Source organism: Herbaspirillum aquaticum (assembly GCF_002213425.1).
Lineage (GTDB): Bacteria > Pseudomonadota > Gammaproteobacteria > Burkholderiales > Burkholderiaceae_D > Herbaspirillum > Herbaspirillum aquaticum.
In genome coordinates, this window is record NZ_NJGV01000022.1 from 68717 (window position 1) to 85437 (window position 16721).

Below are 16721 nucleotides of genomic sequence, written 5' to 3' on the forward strand. Positions count from 1 at the left end.
GCCGCCTCATCGCCATGCGCCCATGCCAGCGGCCAGGGCGCAGCTGCCAGCAGCCCCAGCAAGGCGCGCCGGCGTGGCGCGCGAGGTGGACAAGTCAAATGGCGCTCCACTCAGAACTTGACGTTGAGCGCCAGCGTGGCGGTACGCTCATCGCCCGGCATGATCCATACGTTGCTGTAGGAGCTGCTGTAATACCGCTTGTTGAAGAGGTTGTTCACGTCCAGCGACAGCTTCATCTTCGGCGTGAACTGCCAGTAAGCCAGGGCACGCGCCGTCACGTAGGCGGGCAGCTTGAAACTGCCAGCCTGGTCACCGGTACGGTTGCCCACGTAGTTCAGGCCACTACCGATACCGTAGGGCGAGCCACTTGCGGACACGTCCTCAAACACCGCCAGTACACTTCCCGATACACGCGGCACATTGATCAGCCGCGAGCCGACCGCCAAGGTATTGTCCTTGCTGACGTAGGCGTCGGTATAGGCCAGGTTGCCGGTCAGGCGCCAGTGGTGGCCCAGGCGCGCATTGGCGTCCAGCTCCACGCCCTTGCTGCGCACTTCGCCGGCGGCAATCGAGAAGGATGCGTTGGCGGGGTCGGTGGTCAGCACGTTCTGCTTGGTGATGTCGAAGACGGCCAGGGTCGCACCGCTGCGCTGGTCTTCGCTCTGGAACTTCAGGCCGATTTCGGCGGCGCGCGAAGTCTCCGGGTTGAAGGCATTGCCGCTCACGTCACTGCCGCTGTTGGGACGGAAGGATTTGCTGGCGCTGGCGTAAGCTGACCAGGCCGGCGTGAACAGATAGGTCAGGCCCAGGCGCGGGGAATAGGCGGTCTTGTCCTGGCGGGTGGTGGTGCTGGTGCGCAGGTTGTTGAGCGTGGAGCGGAAGCCGTCGGCACGCAGGCCGGCCAGCAGTTTCCAGCGATCGCCCAGACTCACTTGATCCTGCAGGTAGAGCGCGGTGCTGATCTGGCGTTCGCTGGTATCGGTATTGGGCGCGGGCGCAGGTTGTGGCTGGCCGTAAACCGGGTTGTAGATGTTGAGCGCATAGGGCGCCGCACCGCTGGGGTTCACCCGCAGCATGCGCTGGTCCAGCGTCAGCCAATCCACTTCGGTGCCTACCAGCACTTCATGCTGTATGCCCCCGGTCTGCAGCTTGCCGCCCAGTTCTGCCTGCAGCGACGTGTCGTGCCAGCTGTAATCGCGGTAGCGGCGCTGGCGGCGCAGGGTAGCGTTGTCGGCCTGCAGGGCTGAGGCCTCGGTGGAGTAGCCATCCAGCGTGCCATCCTTGTGGAACACGCCGGTGCGCAAGTGCCAGTTGTCGTCCAGGCGATGCTCCAGCGTGACCAGGTGGTTGGCGTTCTGCATCTTGATGTCGCCATCGCGCGGCTCGCCCAGGAAGCGCGAGACCGGCAGCACGCCCAGGTTGCCGTTGACGGCCACGATGCCGCGATCCAGCGGGGCCTTCTGGCGCAGGTATTCGCCTTCATAGTTCAGGATGGTGCGATCGCTGAGCACCCAGGTAAAGGCCGGCGCCAGGAATTCGCGGTCGCTGCTGACGTTGTCACGGAAGCTGTTCTTGTGCTCCAGGGCCGCGTTGAGGCGATAGGCCACCTCGCTGTTGAGCGCGCCGGTGGAGTCGACTGCGCTGCGGTAGCCGCCCCGGCTGTCCACCGACAGGTCCAGCGAATTGGCCGCCTTGAACTGCGGCTTCTTGGTGACCACGTTGATGGTGCCGCCCGGCTCGCTGTTGCCATAGAGCGCCGCGGCCGGCCCCTTGAGGAAATCGATGCTCTCGACATTGGCGGTATCGCGCGGAGGCGCGTAGCCGCGATTGGAGGCAAAGCCATTCCAGAGAATGTTCATGCCGCCATTCTCGCTGCCGGAAAATCCACGGATCGAATAGTTGTCCCACAGCCCGCCGAAGTTGTTCTGCTTGGCCACGCCGCTCACGTAAAGCAGCACATCATCCAGGCGAGTAGCGGCCAGGTCATCCATCAATTGGCGCGACACCACCTGCACCGACTGCGGCAACTCCTGCAGCGGCGTCTCGGTACGGGTGGCGCTGGAGGTGGCGCTCTGGCGATATTGCTGGCGTTCACCGGTGCCGGTGACCACCACCTGCCCCAGGCCCTTGTCGGCGCTGGCGGCGTTGGTGGCGCCGGTGGCATTATCGGCGCTCCAGGCCAGTTGCTGGCTCTGGCCCAAAGCGAGCGCGCCCAGCACGGCCGCCCGCAGTGCGGTCATTTTCATCTTTTCCCTTGTGATGTCGTTGTGCTGCGGCTGGGTGCGTGGCTGCCTGACCGCGATGGAGTGACCGTCGTGCGCGGTCAGGGCGGGATTCTAATGCAACTTTGTTGCAATTATCAAGAAGAATGAATCGCATTCAGGACGCGAGTCAGTCTTGCGCGGACAAGATGTTGGCCGCGGCAGTAGGCGCCGCTAGTGTATGGGCCGCAAACGAGCCGGCGGGTGCGACATATTGCCGCACCCGCCGGAGGTCTTTACACAAAGGAAGAGTGCGGCGTCGGACCAAGGCGTGATCCAGTTCAAATTGAGCGGCAAACTGTAGCCGCCTTAGTCGATCAATCCCTCGTTCTTGGCAATGGAGTAGAAGATTAGCGCCAACTCTTCGACATCTAGGACTCCCTCGGCTACCCACACCATGATCTCTTCCAAGAACGGTTCACGCGAGAGTTCTATTCCTTGCAAGGCGAGGTAGGTCAGGGCCGTCACCAAGGCCGTACGTTTATTGGCGTCGTTGAAGACATGGCCTCGCGCGATTGCCACCGCATACATAGCGGCGATCTCGAATACATCGTCAAGATCCTGATAATGAATATGATTTTCTATGCGGGCCAAGGCACCTTCGATTGGCCCTACCCCGTGATCTCCCGCAAGCCCTGGTTCAGTACTCAGAATGAGATCGTGAATTTCGATGACCAGAGCGGAGTCAATCATCTCTTGGCGAGCGCCTTGATGACTTCGCTGTGGGTCTTCATCACGCGCTTGGCCGCGCTGACTACGACACGCTTACCCGCTGGCCCGGACAAACTCATGGGTGCGGGAGCGGTTTTGCTCCTATGTTGCGCGATGACAATAACCTCGCCAATTTTCGACTTGTCGACCATTACTTGACTCCTTCATTTGTGGGACTAGGCATCGTTGCTGCCCTCATCTGCACTGCTCTTTGCCCCTTGGCCGCTGAGTGCGCGGACATCGCGGAGAAACATGGGCAATACAGGCAATATTAGCACCGCCACGCAAGGCAGCACTGCGCAATGGCATCCACCATCCTGTCCGAAGACCACTTCCCGTCAGCGAATTTTCAACTAGGCCTAAAGCCACCCCGCCTTGCGCAAACGCCGCCACAGCAGCGTACAGGCAGTGATGATGCCGCCCAGTACCAGCGGGAAGCTCCATTGCCACGACAGCCCCGGCATGTGCGCGAAGTTCATGCCGTAGAGGCTGAAGATCATGGTCGGGATGGCCAGGATGGCACCCCAGCCGGCCAGGGTCTGCACGATTTCGTTCTGGTGGATGGTGACCTGGGCCAGGTTGATCTGCACGGCCGACTCCACCATTTCCCGCAGGCGGTCGCCGGTATCGATGAAGCGCACCACGTGGTCGTAGATGTCGCGGAAGTAGGCCTTGCCTTCCTTGGTGATCAAGCCTTCGTGGAAGCGCAGCAGCTGGGTACACACGTCCAGCAGCGGCGTGGCAGCCGAGCGCAATCGGATCAGCTGGCGCTTCAGCTGGTACAGCTCCTGCAGGTAGGCCTTGCCGCTCAGTGCGCCGGGATTGAAGAGCTGTTCCTCATACTGGCTGAACTTGGTTTCAAGGTCGTCCATGATGGGACGATAGTTGTCGACCACGAAGTCCATGATGGAATAGAGCACGAAGCTGGGACCGCGCATGAGCCGCTCGGGCAGCATCTCGCAGTGCTCGCGCACCTTGGCATAGCTGCGCGAGGCACCATGCCGCACCGTGACCACGAAGCGCGGGCCGGTCAGGATGTGGGTCTCGCCGAAGAGCACTTCGCCGCCGGCCAGCTGGGCCGTGTGCAGCACCACGAAGAGGGTGTCGCCGTATTCCTCGATCTTGGGCCGCTGGTGGGCCGCGTAGGCATCTTCCACGGCCAGTTCGTGCAGGCAGAATTCTTCCTTGATCTTGTTCATCAGCTCGACGTTGGGCTCCAGCAGGCCCAGCCAGACGAAGGTACCCTCTTCTTCCAGCACGTCGCTGATTTCATCGAGGCTGATGTCGCGCAGCTTCTTGCCCTTCTTGTAGACCGTGCAATTGACGATCATGGCGGGATCGATCATGTCTCTTTCCTGTTCTTGTCAGATCAGCCGGTGCGCCAGCGCAGGCGCTGCTTGAAGACCTGGGCCATGATCACGCCGGCCAGCGTGATGAGCCCACCGATGGCGTGATAGCCGTGCAATTGCTCGCCCAGCGCCACCACCGCAATGATGACAGTGAAGACCGGCATCAGGTTCACGAAAATGGCACAGCGGCTCGCGCCCAGGTACTGCACCCCGCGCATCCACAGGAACTGCGACAGGATGGAGGCGGCAATGCCGGCATAGAGCAGGATGGGCAGGTTCTCGCGCGTGAGCGGCGAATGATGGCCCAGCACATAGCCGGGAAACAGCAGCACCACCGCCATCAACACCTGCATGTACAGCAGTTGCCAGGTACGCAGCGGCAGCGCCCAGCGACGCAGCATGACGCCATAGAGGCCGTAGGCGATGGTGGCCAGCAGCATGAGCAGGTCGCCCGTGACCACGCCCTGGTCGAACAGCGCCAGCGGATGGCCGCGCCCGATCAGCACCGCCAGGCCGAAGAGCGAGAGGATGCCGCCGGCCAGGGTGCCCACCGTGGGCGGTTCAGAGAGCAGCTTGATGCTCAGCACCAGCGTGAGCAGCGGCATCAACGAGGCGATGATGCCCATGCTGGTGGCTGAAGCCGTGGCCGCCGCGAAATACGCCAGGCTCTGGAACAGCACCATGCCCAGCAAGGCCAGCACCAGGATCTTGCCCAGATGAGGACGGATCTGCGCGCGTGCCGCCCAGGTCGGGCGCGCCAGGAAGGGCGACATCAGCAGCGCGGCCAGCACCCAGCGATAGAAGGAAATGTCTTCCGGCGCAATCACGCCCGCAGACATCTTGCTGATGACGGTATTGCCGGCCCAGATCAGGACCGCGCCCAGTGGAAACCACAGGGACTTGTACGTCATGGGCTGCATGGTTCTCCTCGTTGTACGTCGGCCTGATGACGCTGCGTCAGGCCGGCTTGTTCTCTTGCTGCCCGGCCATCTCGGCCCCGGCGTTGGGCGGCAGCTGGCGCAGCATCAGCAGGGCCAGCGCCGACACCGCCCCCACCACCAGGAAGGCTGGCCAGAAGTCCTGCGCCACCAGCGTGGCATGGCCCTGGATCTCGTTGGACATCTGCAGCGCAAACCCCGCCAGCACCACGCCCATGCCGATGGAGAGCTGCTGCGCCACGCTGGCCATGCTGGTGGCCTGGCTCAGGCGGACCTTGTCGACATCGGCATAGGAAATCGCATTGAGGCTGGTGAACTGCAGCGAGCGGAAGCAGCCGCCGACCAGCAGGATGATGAGCATGAGCAGGTAAGGCATCTGCGGCGTGAAGGTAGCCAGCGCCCACAAGCCCAGCACGCCCAGCGCGCCATTGACCAGCAGCACCCGCCGAAAACCGTAGCGGCGCAGGAAGCGCGCGGCGATGGTCTTCATGAACATCGCACCCGCGGCAGAAGCGCAGGTCAGCAGGCCCGAATGGAAAGGCGTATAGCCAAAGCCCAGCTGCAGCATCAGCGGCAGCAGGAAGGGAATGGCCCCGATGCCTACGCGATACAGCGAGCCACCGAACACGCCAGCCCGCAGCGTGGGAATCTTCAGCAGCGCCAGGTCGATCAGCGGTGCCGTGGCGCGCCGTGCGTGCCAGACGTAGGCACAGAGGAAGAGCACGCCCGCCACCACGCAGGCCAGCGAGATATCGCCGGAAACCAGGTGGCGCCCCGACGTGGCCAGACCCATCATCAGCAGCGAGCAGCCCAGCGCCGAGAGGATGAAGCCGACGATGTCGAGCCGTGCAACCTGTTCTGCCTTCAGGTCCGGAATGAAGCGCGTAGCCAGGTAGAGACCGAGGATGCTGATGGGAATGTTGATGAAGAAGATCCAGCGCCAATGGAAATAGGTGGTGATGAAGCCGCCCAGCGGCGGACCCAGCACGGGACCGAACAGGGCCGGGATGGTGAGATAGGACAGCGCCTTGACCAGGTTGACCTTTTCCACGCTGCGCAGGATCACCAGGCGTCCGACCGGCACCATCATGGCCCCGCCTATGCCCTGCAGGAAACGCGCGGCGACGAATTGCGGCAAGGTCGAGGACGCGCCGCAGAGGATGGAGCCCAGCATGAACACGCAGATGGCCGCGCGGAAGATGGTGAGCGAGCCGAAGCGGTCAGCCATCCAGCCGGAAATGGGAATGAAGACCGCCAGCGAGACCAGGTAAGAGGTCAGCGCCAGCTTGAGTGAAATCGGATCGACGTTCATGTCCAGCGCCAGCGCCGGCAGGGAAGTCGAGATGACGGTGGAATCCATCTGTTCCATGAACAGCGCACAGGCGACGATCAGGGGAATGATGAAAGTGCGGGGTATGGGCATCGTCAACGGTGATGAGTGAGACTGCGACGGCGGCGTGCAGCGCGAATGACCGGCAATTGACCGACGTTGCGTGGCGCCCGGCAAGCCTTCAAGTATACCTTTTACGCTATCATGCTGCCGACCGCGCCCCACCAGGGCCTCGACGGCTTGCCCGACGGCATCCCGCCCCTCCCTGCGGCCTACCCTGCCCTTCTGTTTGCACTGCCCTTCATGAACGATTGCTTCGCCCTCCTCGACGACCACCAGGCCAGCCCGGCCGAACCGCGCTCGCGCCTCTACAGCGGGCATGTGCGTACGCTGGCCTGCACGGATGCGGCGGGCTTCCCGGCGATGCTGGAAGCGATGCAGACGGCGCTGGCCGAGGGCCAGCACGCCGTGGCCTTGTGGAGCTATGAACTGGGCGCGGCGCTGCAGGGCCTGCCGCATCGCCCGCTGTCCGGCCCCTTGGCGCGCGTGCTCTTGTTTGCACAGTGCGCGCATTTGTCTGCCGCCGAGGTGGAGACATGGCTCTCTGCCCAGGTGCGCTCCGACAGCGCCGGCATCACCCGTCTGCGCAGCAGCGTCGATGAGACCGCCTTCACTGCGGCCATCGATCGTATCCGCGATTACATCGCCGCCGGTGATACCTACCAGGTCAACTACACCTATCGCCTGCACTTCGACGTGCTGGGCGACCCCATCACGCTGTACCGCCGCCTGCGTGTGCGCCAGCCGGTGCCGTATGGTGCACTGGTACGCGATGACGTGGGCGGCATGGTGCTGTCGTGTTCGCCGGAACTGTTCGTCGCGCATCAGCAAGGAACGCTGAAGGCCAAGCCCATGAAGGGCACCGCCCGCGCCGTACCGGCCGACCGGGAAGGCGCGGACACGCTCAATGCCCAGCGCGCCCTCGCCCTGGCCAACGATGAAAAGAACCGTGCAGAAAACCTCATGATCGTCGACCTGCTGCGCAACGACCTGGGCCGCGTGGCCGTGCCGGGCTCGGTGCAGGTGCCGCACCTGTTCGACGTGCGCCGCTACGGCCAGGTGCTGCAGATGACCTCGACCATCCGCGCCCGCCTGCGCGAGGACGCGACGCTGGCCGACACGATGGCAGCGCTCTACCCTTGCGGCTCCATTACCGGTGCGCCCAAACGCCGCACCATGGAAATCATCGATGAATTGGAGAGCGGGCCGCGCGGACTCTATACCGGTGCCATTGGCTGGTTCGATCCGCCCCGCGCGATTGGTCCGGCCATCGGTGACTTCTGTCTCTCGGTGCCGATCCGCACGCTGGAATTGCAGGCCGCGCAGGATGGCCTGCGCCAGGGTGTGATGGGGGTCGGTGCAGGCATCGTCTACGACAGCGAGGCGGCCTCCGAATTTGCGGAATGCCAGTTGAAGTCGGGCTTCCTCACGGAATTGGCGCAAGGCGTCACCTTGTTCGAAACCCTGCACGCCACCCGCGCAGGCTGCCGCCATCTGGCGCTGCATCTGGCGCGCCTGAAGGATTCTGCTTCACAGCTGGGCTATCCCTGCGATGCAGCGGCGATTGCGCTGCGGCTCGATGCGGCCTGTGCTGAACTTTCCGACCAAACGTCCCACCGCCTGCGGCTGGCGCTGGATGCCCAAGGCGGCATCACGGTCCAGCATGCGCCCTTGCATCCGCTGAGCGCTCCGGTCAAGGTCTTCCTGGCCGATACCGCCACCGACAGTGGCGACCTCTTCCTGCGTCACAAGAGCAGCCAGCGCGCCCGCTACGACGCCGCCTGGCAGGAGGCTGAGCGGCGCGGCGGCTTCGACCAGCTTTTCTTCAATGAACGGGATGAACTGACCGAGGGCGGCCGCAGCAATGTTTTCGTCAAGATCGGCGGCCGCTGGTGCACGCCGCCGCTGGCTTGCGGCGTCCTGCCGGGCGTGATGCGACGCGTACTGCTGGCCGACCCGCAATGGGATGCAGCAGAAGCCGTCATCACCCGCGCCGACCTGCTGGCCGCGCAGGAAATCGTGGTCTGCAATGCCTTGCGTGGTGCGCTGCCGGCGGTGCTGGTCACCACCTGACAACGCTCCCTACGCAACGCAACTCAACGCAGCGCTGCGTTGTCCTTCAAACCCTTGGCCTTGTCGGCCACCTGCTGCTGCAGCGGGCCGAGGTCATCCAGGCTGTGCCCGTCCCAGCCGCCGCCCAGCGCCTTGGCCAGCAGCACGCTGGCGGCCATGCGGCGATTGAGGATGTTCAATGATGTCAGCTCGGCCGACAGCGCCGTGGCCTGCGCCGTGATGACGTTGACGTAGCTCACCGTCCCCGCCTTGTACTGGTTGGTCACCAGCGTGACGGCCTGGCGTGCGGCCTGCAGCGCTTCGCCCTGCACCGCCGCTTCCTGTTCCAGGATGCGCAGCGCGGCCAGGTTGTCTTCCACATCCTGGAAGGCAGTCAGCACCGTTTGCTTGTAGGTCGCCACCGTGCCGTCATAGGTGGCAATGGCCTGGTCGGTGGCCGCTGCACGCGCGCCGCCATCGAAAATCGTTTGCGCCAGTTGCGGACCGAGCGACCAGACGCGTCCCGGCAGCGTGAACCAGTCCGCGAAGGTCGAGCTTTGATACCCGCCCGAGGCCGACAAGGTCAGGCTGGGGAAATAGGCCGCCTTGGCTACGCCGATCTTGGCATTGGCTGAGGCCACGCGACGCTCGGCGGCGGCCACATCGGGACGGCGCTCCAGCAGCATCGACGGCACGCCCTGCGGCACCGGCGGGGCCACGGCCGTCAGCGGTGCGCGCGGCAGCGAGAATTCGGCAGGCGTCTTGCCGACCAGCAGCGCGATGGCATGCTCCACTTGCGCCCGCGTGACGCCGTTGTCCAGTGCGGAGGCCTGCGCCGATTTGAGTTGCGTCTGCGCCTGGATCACATCGGACTTGGCCACCAGCCCGGCGGCATACTGGTTCTGCGTCACCTGCAGCGAACGCTGGTAGGCCTGCACCGTGTCTTCCAGCAATTGCTGCTGGGCGTCCAGCACGCGCAATTGCAGGTAGTTCTGCGCCAGCTGGGCCTGCGCCGACAGGCGCGCACCGGCCAGGTCGGCCGCGCTGGCCTGGGCACTGGCCTGGCTGGATTCCACATCGCGCCGCACCTTGCCCCAGATGTCCGCCTCCCACGAGGCCGTCAGTGAGAAGGTGTAGGAATTGCGCACGCTGCCCGAACTGGAACTACCGGATGATGAATTCGACGATGTGGACCCGCTGGAAGACGAACCCGCCGACCCCGACCGTCCGCGCGAGGCACCGGCCGAGGCCGCCAGCGTGGGCGAATAGGCCGAGCGCGAGCTTTGCACCAGCGCCACGGCGCTGCGGAAATTGGCTTCGGCCAGGGCCAGGTTCTGGTTGGAGATATCGACCTGCTCGGCCAGTGCGTTCAATTGCGGATCACCGAACATTTCCCACCACTTGCCATCGGCAGACAGGTCGCGCGGCTGGGCCGGCTTCCAGTTCTGGCCTTCCTTGAAGACGGCCGGGCCGATGTCCATCTGCGGGCGTACGTAGTCGGGCCCGACCGAGCAGGCCGCCAGCGCGAAGCTGGCTGCCAGCACCGCCAACAGGGGCTTGAGTTTGAACAGGTCTTGTTGCGTCATGCGTTTCTCCATGGCGGCAGCCTCAGGCCGCCGAGGTTTCTGTCTTGTTCTTGCGGCCGAAGCGGCGGCGGCTCCAGGCGCTCAGGCGTTCCATGTACAGGTACACCACCGGGGTCGTATAGAGGGTGAGCAGCTGGCTCACCACCAGCCCGCCGACGATCGAGATGCCCAGCGGCTGGCGCAGTTCAGCACCATCGCCGTGGCCGATGGCCAGCGGGATCGCGCCCAGGAGCGCGGCCATGGTGGTCATCATGATGGGACGGAAGCGCAGCTTGCAGGCCTCGAAGATGGCGTCGCGCGGCGACATGCCGCGATTGCGCTCGGCATCGATGGCGAAGTCCACCATCATGATGGCGTTCTTCTTGACGATGCCAATGAGCAGGATCACGCCGATCAGGGCAATGAGGCTGAAGTCGGTGCCGGTCACCATCAAGGCCAGCAGCGCACCCACCCCCGCCGAGGGCAGCGTGGAGATGATGGTGATGGGATGGATCAGGCTCTCGTAGAGGATGCCCAGCACGATGTACACCGCCAGCAAGGCCGTGAGGATCAGGATGGGCTGGCTCGACGTGGAGGCCTGGAAGGCATTGGCCGTCCCCGCAAAGGTGCCCAGCACGCTGGTGGGCACGCCCAGCTGCGCCATGGCGCGGTCGATGGCGGCGGTGGCCTGCGACAGCGACACGCCCTCGGCCAGGTTGAAGGACAGCGTGGAAGCCACGAACTGGCCCTCATGGCTGACCGACAGCGCCGTGGTGGTGGGCTCGAAGCGCGAGAAGGCCGCCAGCGGGATCTGCGTCGAAACCGCCGTCGAGATGGTTTGCGCCAGTCCCGTGTTGGCGTTCAGTTTGCCGGCCGCCGACAGCGCCGGTGGCGTCGAAAGACTGGAGGTGGTCGGCGACAGGTTGGACGAACCGGCCAGGCTGACATAGGTATCGCGCAGGGTTTCGGGACTCTGCCAGTATTGCGGGGCCGCTTCCATCACCACGTGGTACTGGTTCATGCCGCTGTAGATGGTGGAGATCTGGCGCTGGCCGAACAGGTCCGACAGGGTGGAATCGATCAGCTGCGGCGTGACGCCTGCACGCATGGCGGTTTCGCGGTCGATGGTCAGCGTGGTCTGCAGGCCGTTGTCCTGCTGGTCGGTGCTGATGTCTTCCAGCTCCTTGAGGTTGGACAGCGCCAGGCGAATCTTGGGCTCCCAGATGCGCAAGAGGCCCACATCGTCCGACTTGAGCGAATACTCATACTGCGAATCGCTCTGCCGCGCACCGATGCGGATGTCCTGCACCGGCACCAGGAACACCCGCGCACCAGCCACCTTGGCGGTCTTCATGCGCAGCCGCGCCACGATCTTGTCGGCACTGTCTTTTCGTTCGGAGAGGGGCTTGAGTGTCACGTACATGAAGCCGCCGTTGCGCCGCTGCCCGCCGGTGAAGGCCACCACATCGGAGACGGCCGGATCGGCCTTGACGATGTCAATGAACTCGTTGAGCTTGGTGCGCATGGCCTGGAAGGAAATGGCCTGGTCGCCGCGGATGCCGCCGACCAGGCGGCCGGTATCCTGCTGCGGGAAGAAGCCCTTGGGAATCGCCTTGTAGAGATACACGTTCAGCGCAATCGTGCCCAGCAGGATCAGCATCATCAGCGGCGCGGCGCGCAATGCCCAGGCCAGTGTGCGCTCGTAGGCCAGCAGCATGTCATCGAAGATGGCTGCGCTCTGGTCGGCCATCTTCTGCAGCCAGGGGTGGCGGCGCTGGCGGCGCGCTGCATCGCCCTCGGGATCATGGCGCAGCAGCTGCGCGCACATCATGGGCGTGGTCGTCAGCGACACCACCAGCGAGACCAGGATGGCCACCGACAAGGTGATGGCGAATTCGCGGAAGAGCCGCCCGACGATGCCCTCCATCATCAGGATGGGAATGAAGACGGCGATGAGCGAGATGCTCATCGACAGCACCGTGAAGCCCACTTCGCGCGCGCCCAGCAGGGCCGCCTTGTAGGGCTTCATGCCGGCTTCGATGTGACGGGAAATGTTTTCCAGCACCACGATGGCATCATCGACCACGAAGCCGGTGGCGATGGTCAGCGCCATGAGCGAAAGATTGTCGAGGCTGAATCCGGCCAGGTACATGATGCCGAAGGTCCCGATCAGCGAGACGGGGACGGCCACCGCCGGGATCAGCGTGGCCCGCGCATTGCGCAGGAACAGGAACACCACCATGATCACCAGCGCCACCGACAGCATCAGGGTGAACTCGGTTTCCTTCAACGAAGCACGGATGGTCGGGGTGCGGTCCAGCACCACCTTCATGTCGATGGCCGACGGAATCGAGGCCTGCAATTGCGGCAGCAAGGCACGCACGTTGTCGACCGTCTCGATGATGTTGGCCCCCGGCTGGCGGTTGATGATGATGAGCACCGAGGGCTTGCCGTTGGACGAACCGGCATTGCGTACATCGGCCACCGAGTCGCGCACCTCGGCCACATCCTGCACCCGCACCGGCGTGCCGTTGCGGTAGGAGACGATCAGCGGTGCATATTCGGCGGCAGTCTTGGCCTGGTCGTTGGCGTAGATCTGCCAGTTGCGGCCATCATCCTCCAGCAACCCCTTGGGACGATTGGCATTGGTGGCGGCCACCGCCGTACGCACGTCGGCGCTGCCGATACCGTACTTGTTCAAGGCGGTCGGGTTCAACTCGATGCGCACCGCCGGCTGCGAACTGCCCCCCACGCTCACCTGCCCCACCCCGCGTACCTGCGACAGTTTCTGCGCCACGATGCTGTCGGCGGCGTCATACATCTGGCCCTGGGTCATGGTCTCCGAGGTCATGGCCAGGATCAGGATGGGCGCATCGGCCGGGTTGACCTTGCGATAGGTCGGATTGCTCGGCATGCCGGTGGGTAGCAGGTTGCGCGCGGCATTGAGCGCGGCCTGCACGTCACGGGCGGCACCGTCGATATCGCGGCTCAGGTCGAACTGCAGGGTGATGCGGGTGGAGTTCTGCGAGCTCGTCGAAGTCATCTCGGTCACGCCCGCAATCGCACCCATGGCGCGTTCCAGCGGGGTGGCGACGGTGGCCGCCATGGTCTCGGGGCTGGCCCCGGGCAGCGAGGCCGAGATCGAGATGGTCGGGTAATCCACCTGCGGCAGCGGCGAGACCGGCAGCAGGCGGAACGCCACCATGCCCGCCAGCGCAATGCCGATGGTCAAGAGCGTGGTCGCGATGGGACGCTTGATGAAGGGAAGCGAGATATTCATGCGCGCATCCGCTTACACCGCCGGCGGCAGCGTGGCCGGCTTGCCGTCATCGTCATCCTCGCTGCCATGGCCCGGCTCGCGTTGCCCGAAGCGCGCACGCAGGCGGCGGCCCAGGCTGTCGAAACCGAGATAGATCACCGGCGTGGTGAACAAGGTCAGCACCTGCGATACCAAGAGGCCACCCACCATGGTGATGCCCAGCGGCTGGCGCAGCTCGGAACCGACACCGGTGCCCAGCATCAGCGGCAGCGCCCCCAGGAGCGCGGCCATGGTCGTCATCAGGATCGGGCGGAAGCGCAGCAGGCAAGCCTGGTAGATCGCCTCGCGCGGGCTCTTGCCCTGGTGCCGTTCGGCTTCCAGCGCGAAGTCGATCATCATGATGGCGTTCTTCTTGACGATGCCGATCAAGAGGATGATGCCGATAATGCCGATGATGCCGAGATCGGTCCCCGAGATCATCAGCGACAGCAGCGCGCCCACCCCCGCCGAGGGCAAGGTGGAGAGGATGGTGATGGGATGGATGTAGCTCTCATAGAGCACGCCCAGCACGATGTACATGGTGATGATGGCCGCCAGGATCAGCCACAGGGTATTGGACAGCGACGCCTGGAAGGCCAGTGCCGCGCCCTGGAAGTTGGTGACGGTGGAGTCGGGCATGCCGATCTCGTCTTCGGCCGCCTTGATGGCCTTGACCGCCTCGCCCAGGGAGGCGCCCTTGGCCAGGTTGAAGGAGACGGTGGCCGCAGGGAACTGGCCGATGTGGTTCACCACCAGCGGGGCCGTGCGTTCGGTGACGGTGGCAATCGAGGACAGCGGCACCTTGCCGCCGGCCGATGTGACCAGGAAGATGCTGTCCAGCGCCTCGGGGCCGCGCTGGAATTCCGGCTTGACCTCCATCACCACGCGATACAGGTTCGATTGCGTGTAGATGGTGGAAATCAAGCGCTGGCCGAAGGCGTTGTAGAGCGCATTGTCGATGGCGGCCGTGGTGATGCCCAGCCGTGAAGCGGCATTGCGGTCGATCTCGATGTAGGCCTGCAGGCCCTGGTCCTGCAGGTTGGTGGCCACGTCTTCCAGCTGCGGGAGCTGCTGCAGGCGTGCAATCAGCTTGGGCACCCAGGTGCTCAGCGTGCCCGGATCGGCGTCTTCCAGCGTGAACTGGTATTGCGTGCGCGAGACGCTGTCCTCGATGGTCAGGTCCTGCACCGGCTGCATGTAGAGCGTCACGCCCGGCACTTCCTGCGCGAGCTTGGATTGCAGGCGGCGGATCACATCCGAGGCCGAGACATCGCGCGTTTCATGCGGCTTCAGGTTGATGAGCATGCGGCCGCTGTTGAGCGTGGCGTTGGTGCCATCCACACCGATGAAGGAGGACAGGCTTTCCACCGCCGGGTCTTCCAGCACCACCTTGGCCAGTTGCTGCTGCTTCTCGCCCATGGCACCGAAGGAGATCGATTGCGTGGCCTCCGAGATGCCCTGGATCACGCCCGTATCCTGCAGCGGGAAGAAACCCTTGGGCACGAACACGTACAGCAGCACGGTCAGGCCCAGGGTAGCGACGGCCACCAGCAACGTGAGCTTCTGGCGTTCCAGCACCCATTCCAGCATCACGCCATAGCGCGCGATGATGCGGTCGAAGAAAGCCTGGCTCTTGTGATAGAACCAGCCCTGCTCTTCTTCCGGCTGGTGGCGCAGCAGGCGCGCGCACATCATCGGGGTGAGGGTCAGCGAGACGACCGCCGAGATCAGGATGGAGACCGCCAGCGTGACCGCGAATTCGTGGAACAGGCGGCCGACCACATCACCCATGAAGAGCAGCGGGATCAGCACGGCGATCAGCGAGAAGGTCAGCGAGAAGGTCAGCGAGATGATGGTGAAACCGATCTGCTCCGCGCCCTTCAAGGCGGCCTGCATGGGTTTCATGCCCTCTTCGATGTAGCGCGAGATGTTCTCGATCATCACGATGGCATCATCGACCACGAAGCCGGTGGCAATGGTCAGTGCCATGAGCGTGAGGTTGTTGATCGAAAAGCCCGCCAGGTACATCACCGCAAAGGTGCCCACCAGCGACAGCGGCACTGCCACGCTGGGAATGATGGTGGCCGGCACGTTGCGCAGGAAGACGAAGATCACCATCACCACCAGCGCCACCGAAAGCAGCAGTTCGAATTTCACGTCTTCCACGGAAGCGCGGATGGTGGTGGTGCGGTCGGTCAGGATGTGGACATCGATGGCTCCCGGCAGGCTGGCCTGCAGCTGCGGCAGGATCTTCTTGATGCTGTCGACCACGGCGATCACGTTGGCGCCGGGCTGGCGCTGGATGTTCACGATCACCGCCGGCTGCTGGTTGGCCCAGGCACCCAGGCGGACGTTTTCTGCACCGTCGATCACATCGGCCACATCCGAGACGCGGATGGGCGCACCGTTCTTGTAGGCGATGATCAGGTTGCGGTATTCATCGGCCGAACGCAGCTGGTCGTTGGCATCGATGGTGGAGGCGCGCGTGGGGCCATCGAAACTGCCCTTGGCCTGGTTGACGTTGGCGTTGCCAATGGCCGTGCGCACGTCATCCAGGTTCAGGCCCAGTGCAGCCACGGCACGCGGATTCAACTGCATGCGGACGGCCGGACGCTGGCCGCCCGACAGGCTCACCAGACCCACGCCGGACAATTGCGAAATCTTTTGCGCCAGGCGGGTATCGATCAGGTCCTGCACCTTGGGTAGCGGGATGGTCTTGGAGGTGACCGCCAGCGTGATGATGGGCGTATCGGCCGGGTTGACCTTGCTGTAGACCGGCGGCATCGGCAGGTCCGAGGGGAGCAGGTTGCTGCCGGCGTTGATGGCCGCCTGCACCTCCTGCTCGGCCACGTCCAGGCTGAGATCCAGATTGAATTGCAGCGTGATCACCGAAGCCCCGCCGGAGCTGGTGGACGACATCTGCTTCAAGCCCGGCATCTGGCCGAACTGGCGTTCCAGGGGCGCGGTGACCGAGGAGGTCATCACGTCCGGACTGGCGCCGGGATAGAGCGTGACCACCTGGATGGTCGGGTAATCGACTTCGGGCAGGGCCGACAGCGGCAGGAGCCGGTAGGCGACGATGCCCACCAGCAGGATCGCCAGCATCAGCAAGGATGTGGCGACCGGCCGCAGGATGAACTGGCGCGAGGGATTCATG

At 64.2% G+C, this 16721-nt stretch carries 10 protein-coding genes; 1 reads left to right on the top strand and 9 read right to left on the bottom strand.

The genetic code is table 11. From position 1 onward, the window contains the following. Positions 1 to 110: 110 nt before the first annotated feature. From CEJ45_RS19485 to CEJ45_RS19510, 6 genes are all read right to left on the bottom strand, one after another. Positions 111 to 2246: a TonB-dependent siderophore receptor gene (locus tag CEJ45_RS19485; protein ID WP_088756708.1), complete on the bottom strand. Its 2136-nt coding sequence runs from the start codon at positions 2244 to 2246 to the stop codon at positions 111 to 113. 324 nt (positions 2247 to 2570) lie between these two features. Further along, positions 2571 to 2954 (bottom strand): type II toxin-antitoxin system death-on-curing family toxin, encoded by a 384-nt coding sequence (locus CEJ45_RS19490; RefSeq protein WP_088756710.1) that lies wholly within the window; start codon positions 2952 to 2954, stop codon positions 2571 to 2573. Then, entirely contained in the window at positions 2951 to 3124 is a 174-nt protein-coding gene (locus CEJ45_RS24850; protein ID WP_088756712.1) for a hypothetical protein, read from the bottom strand. Before CEJ45_RS24850 ends, CEJ45_RS19490 begins: the two co-directional genes overlap by 4 nt. A 207-nt stretch (positions 3125 to 3331) precedes the next feature. Then, a complete protein-coding gene (locus CEJ45_RS19500; RefSeq protein WP_088756714.1) occupies positions 3332 to 4318 on the bottom strand; it encodes a magnesium and cobalt transport protein CorA in 987 nt (328 codons plus the stop codon). Positions 4319 to 4341: 23 nt separating this feature from the next. After that, positions 4342 to 5232, bottom strand: a complete 891-nt coding sequence (locus CEJ45_RS19505; protein ID WP_088756778.1) for a DMT family transporter — start codon at positions 5230 to 5232, stop codon at positions 4342 to 4344. 46 nt (positions 5233 to 5278) lie between these two features. Beyond that, positions 5279 to 6682, bottom strand: a complete 1404-nt coding sequence (locus CEJ45_RS19510; protein WP_088756715.1) for a DHA2 family efflux MFS transporter permease subunit — start codon at positions 6680 to 6682, stop codon at positions 5279 to 5281. Between the two features lie 210 nt (positions 6683 to 6892). On the opposite strand from CEJ45_RS19510, the gene pabB reads away from it, so the two are divergent. Beyond that, positions 6893 to 8722 carry an aminodeoxychorismate synthase component I gene (gene pabB, locus CEJ45_RS19515; RefSeq protein WP_088756779.1) on the top strand — a complete coding sequence of 610 codons (1830 nt, stop codon included), beginning with the start codon at positions 6893 to 6895 and terminating at the stop codon, positions 8720 to 8722. A gap of 23 nt (positions 8723 to 8745) precedes the next feature. Here pabB and CEJ45_RS19520 read toward each other — a convergent pair whose 3' ends face one another. Genes CEJ45_RS19520 through CEJ45_RS19530 form a run of 3 tightly spaced genes read right to left on the bottom strand, consistent with a single transcriptional unit; the run spans position 8746 to position 16720 of the window. After that, on the bottom strand, positions 8746 to 10287 hold the full coding sequence (locus CEJ45_RS19520) for an efflux transporter outer membrane subunit (protein ID WP_088756716.1): 1542 nt from the start codon (positions 10285 to 10287) through the stop codon (positions 8746 to 8748). A 22-nt stretch (positions 10288 to 10309) separates the two neighbouring features. Beyond that, on the bottom strand, positions 10310 to 13546 hold the full coding sequence (locus tag CEJ45_RS19525) for an efflux RND transporter permease subunit (protein WP_088756718.1): 3237 nt from the start codon (positions 13544 to 13546) through the stop codon (positions 10310 to 10312). 12 nt (positions 13547 to 13558) lie between these two features. Continuing rightward, on the bottom strand, positions 13559 to 16720 hold the full coding sequence (locus CEJ45_RS19530) for an MdtB/MuxB family multidrug efflux RND transporter permease subunit (RefSeq protein WP_088756720.1): 3162 nt from the start codon (positions 16718 to 16720) through the stop codon (positions 13559 to 13561). Position 16721 lies beyond the last annotated feature (1 nt).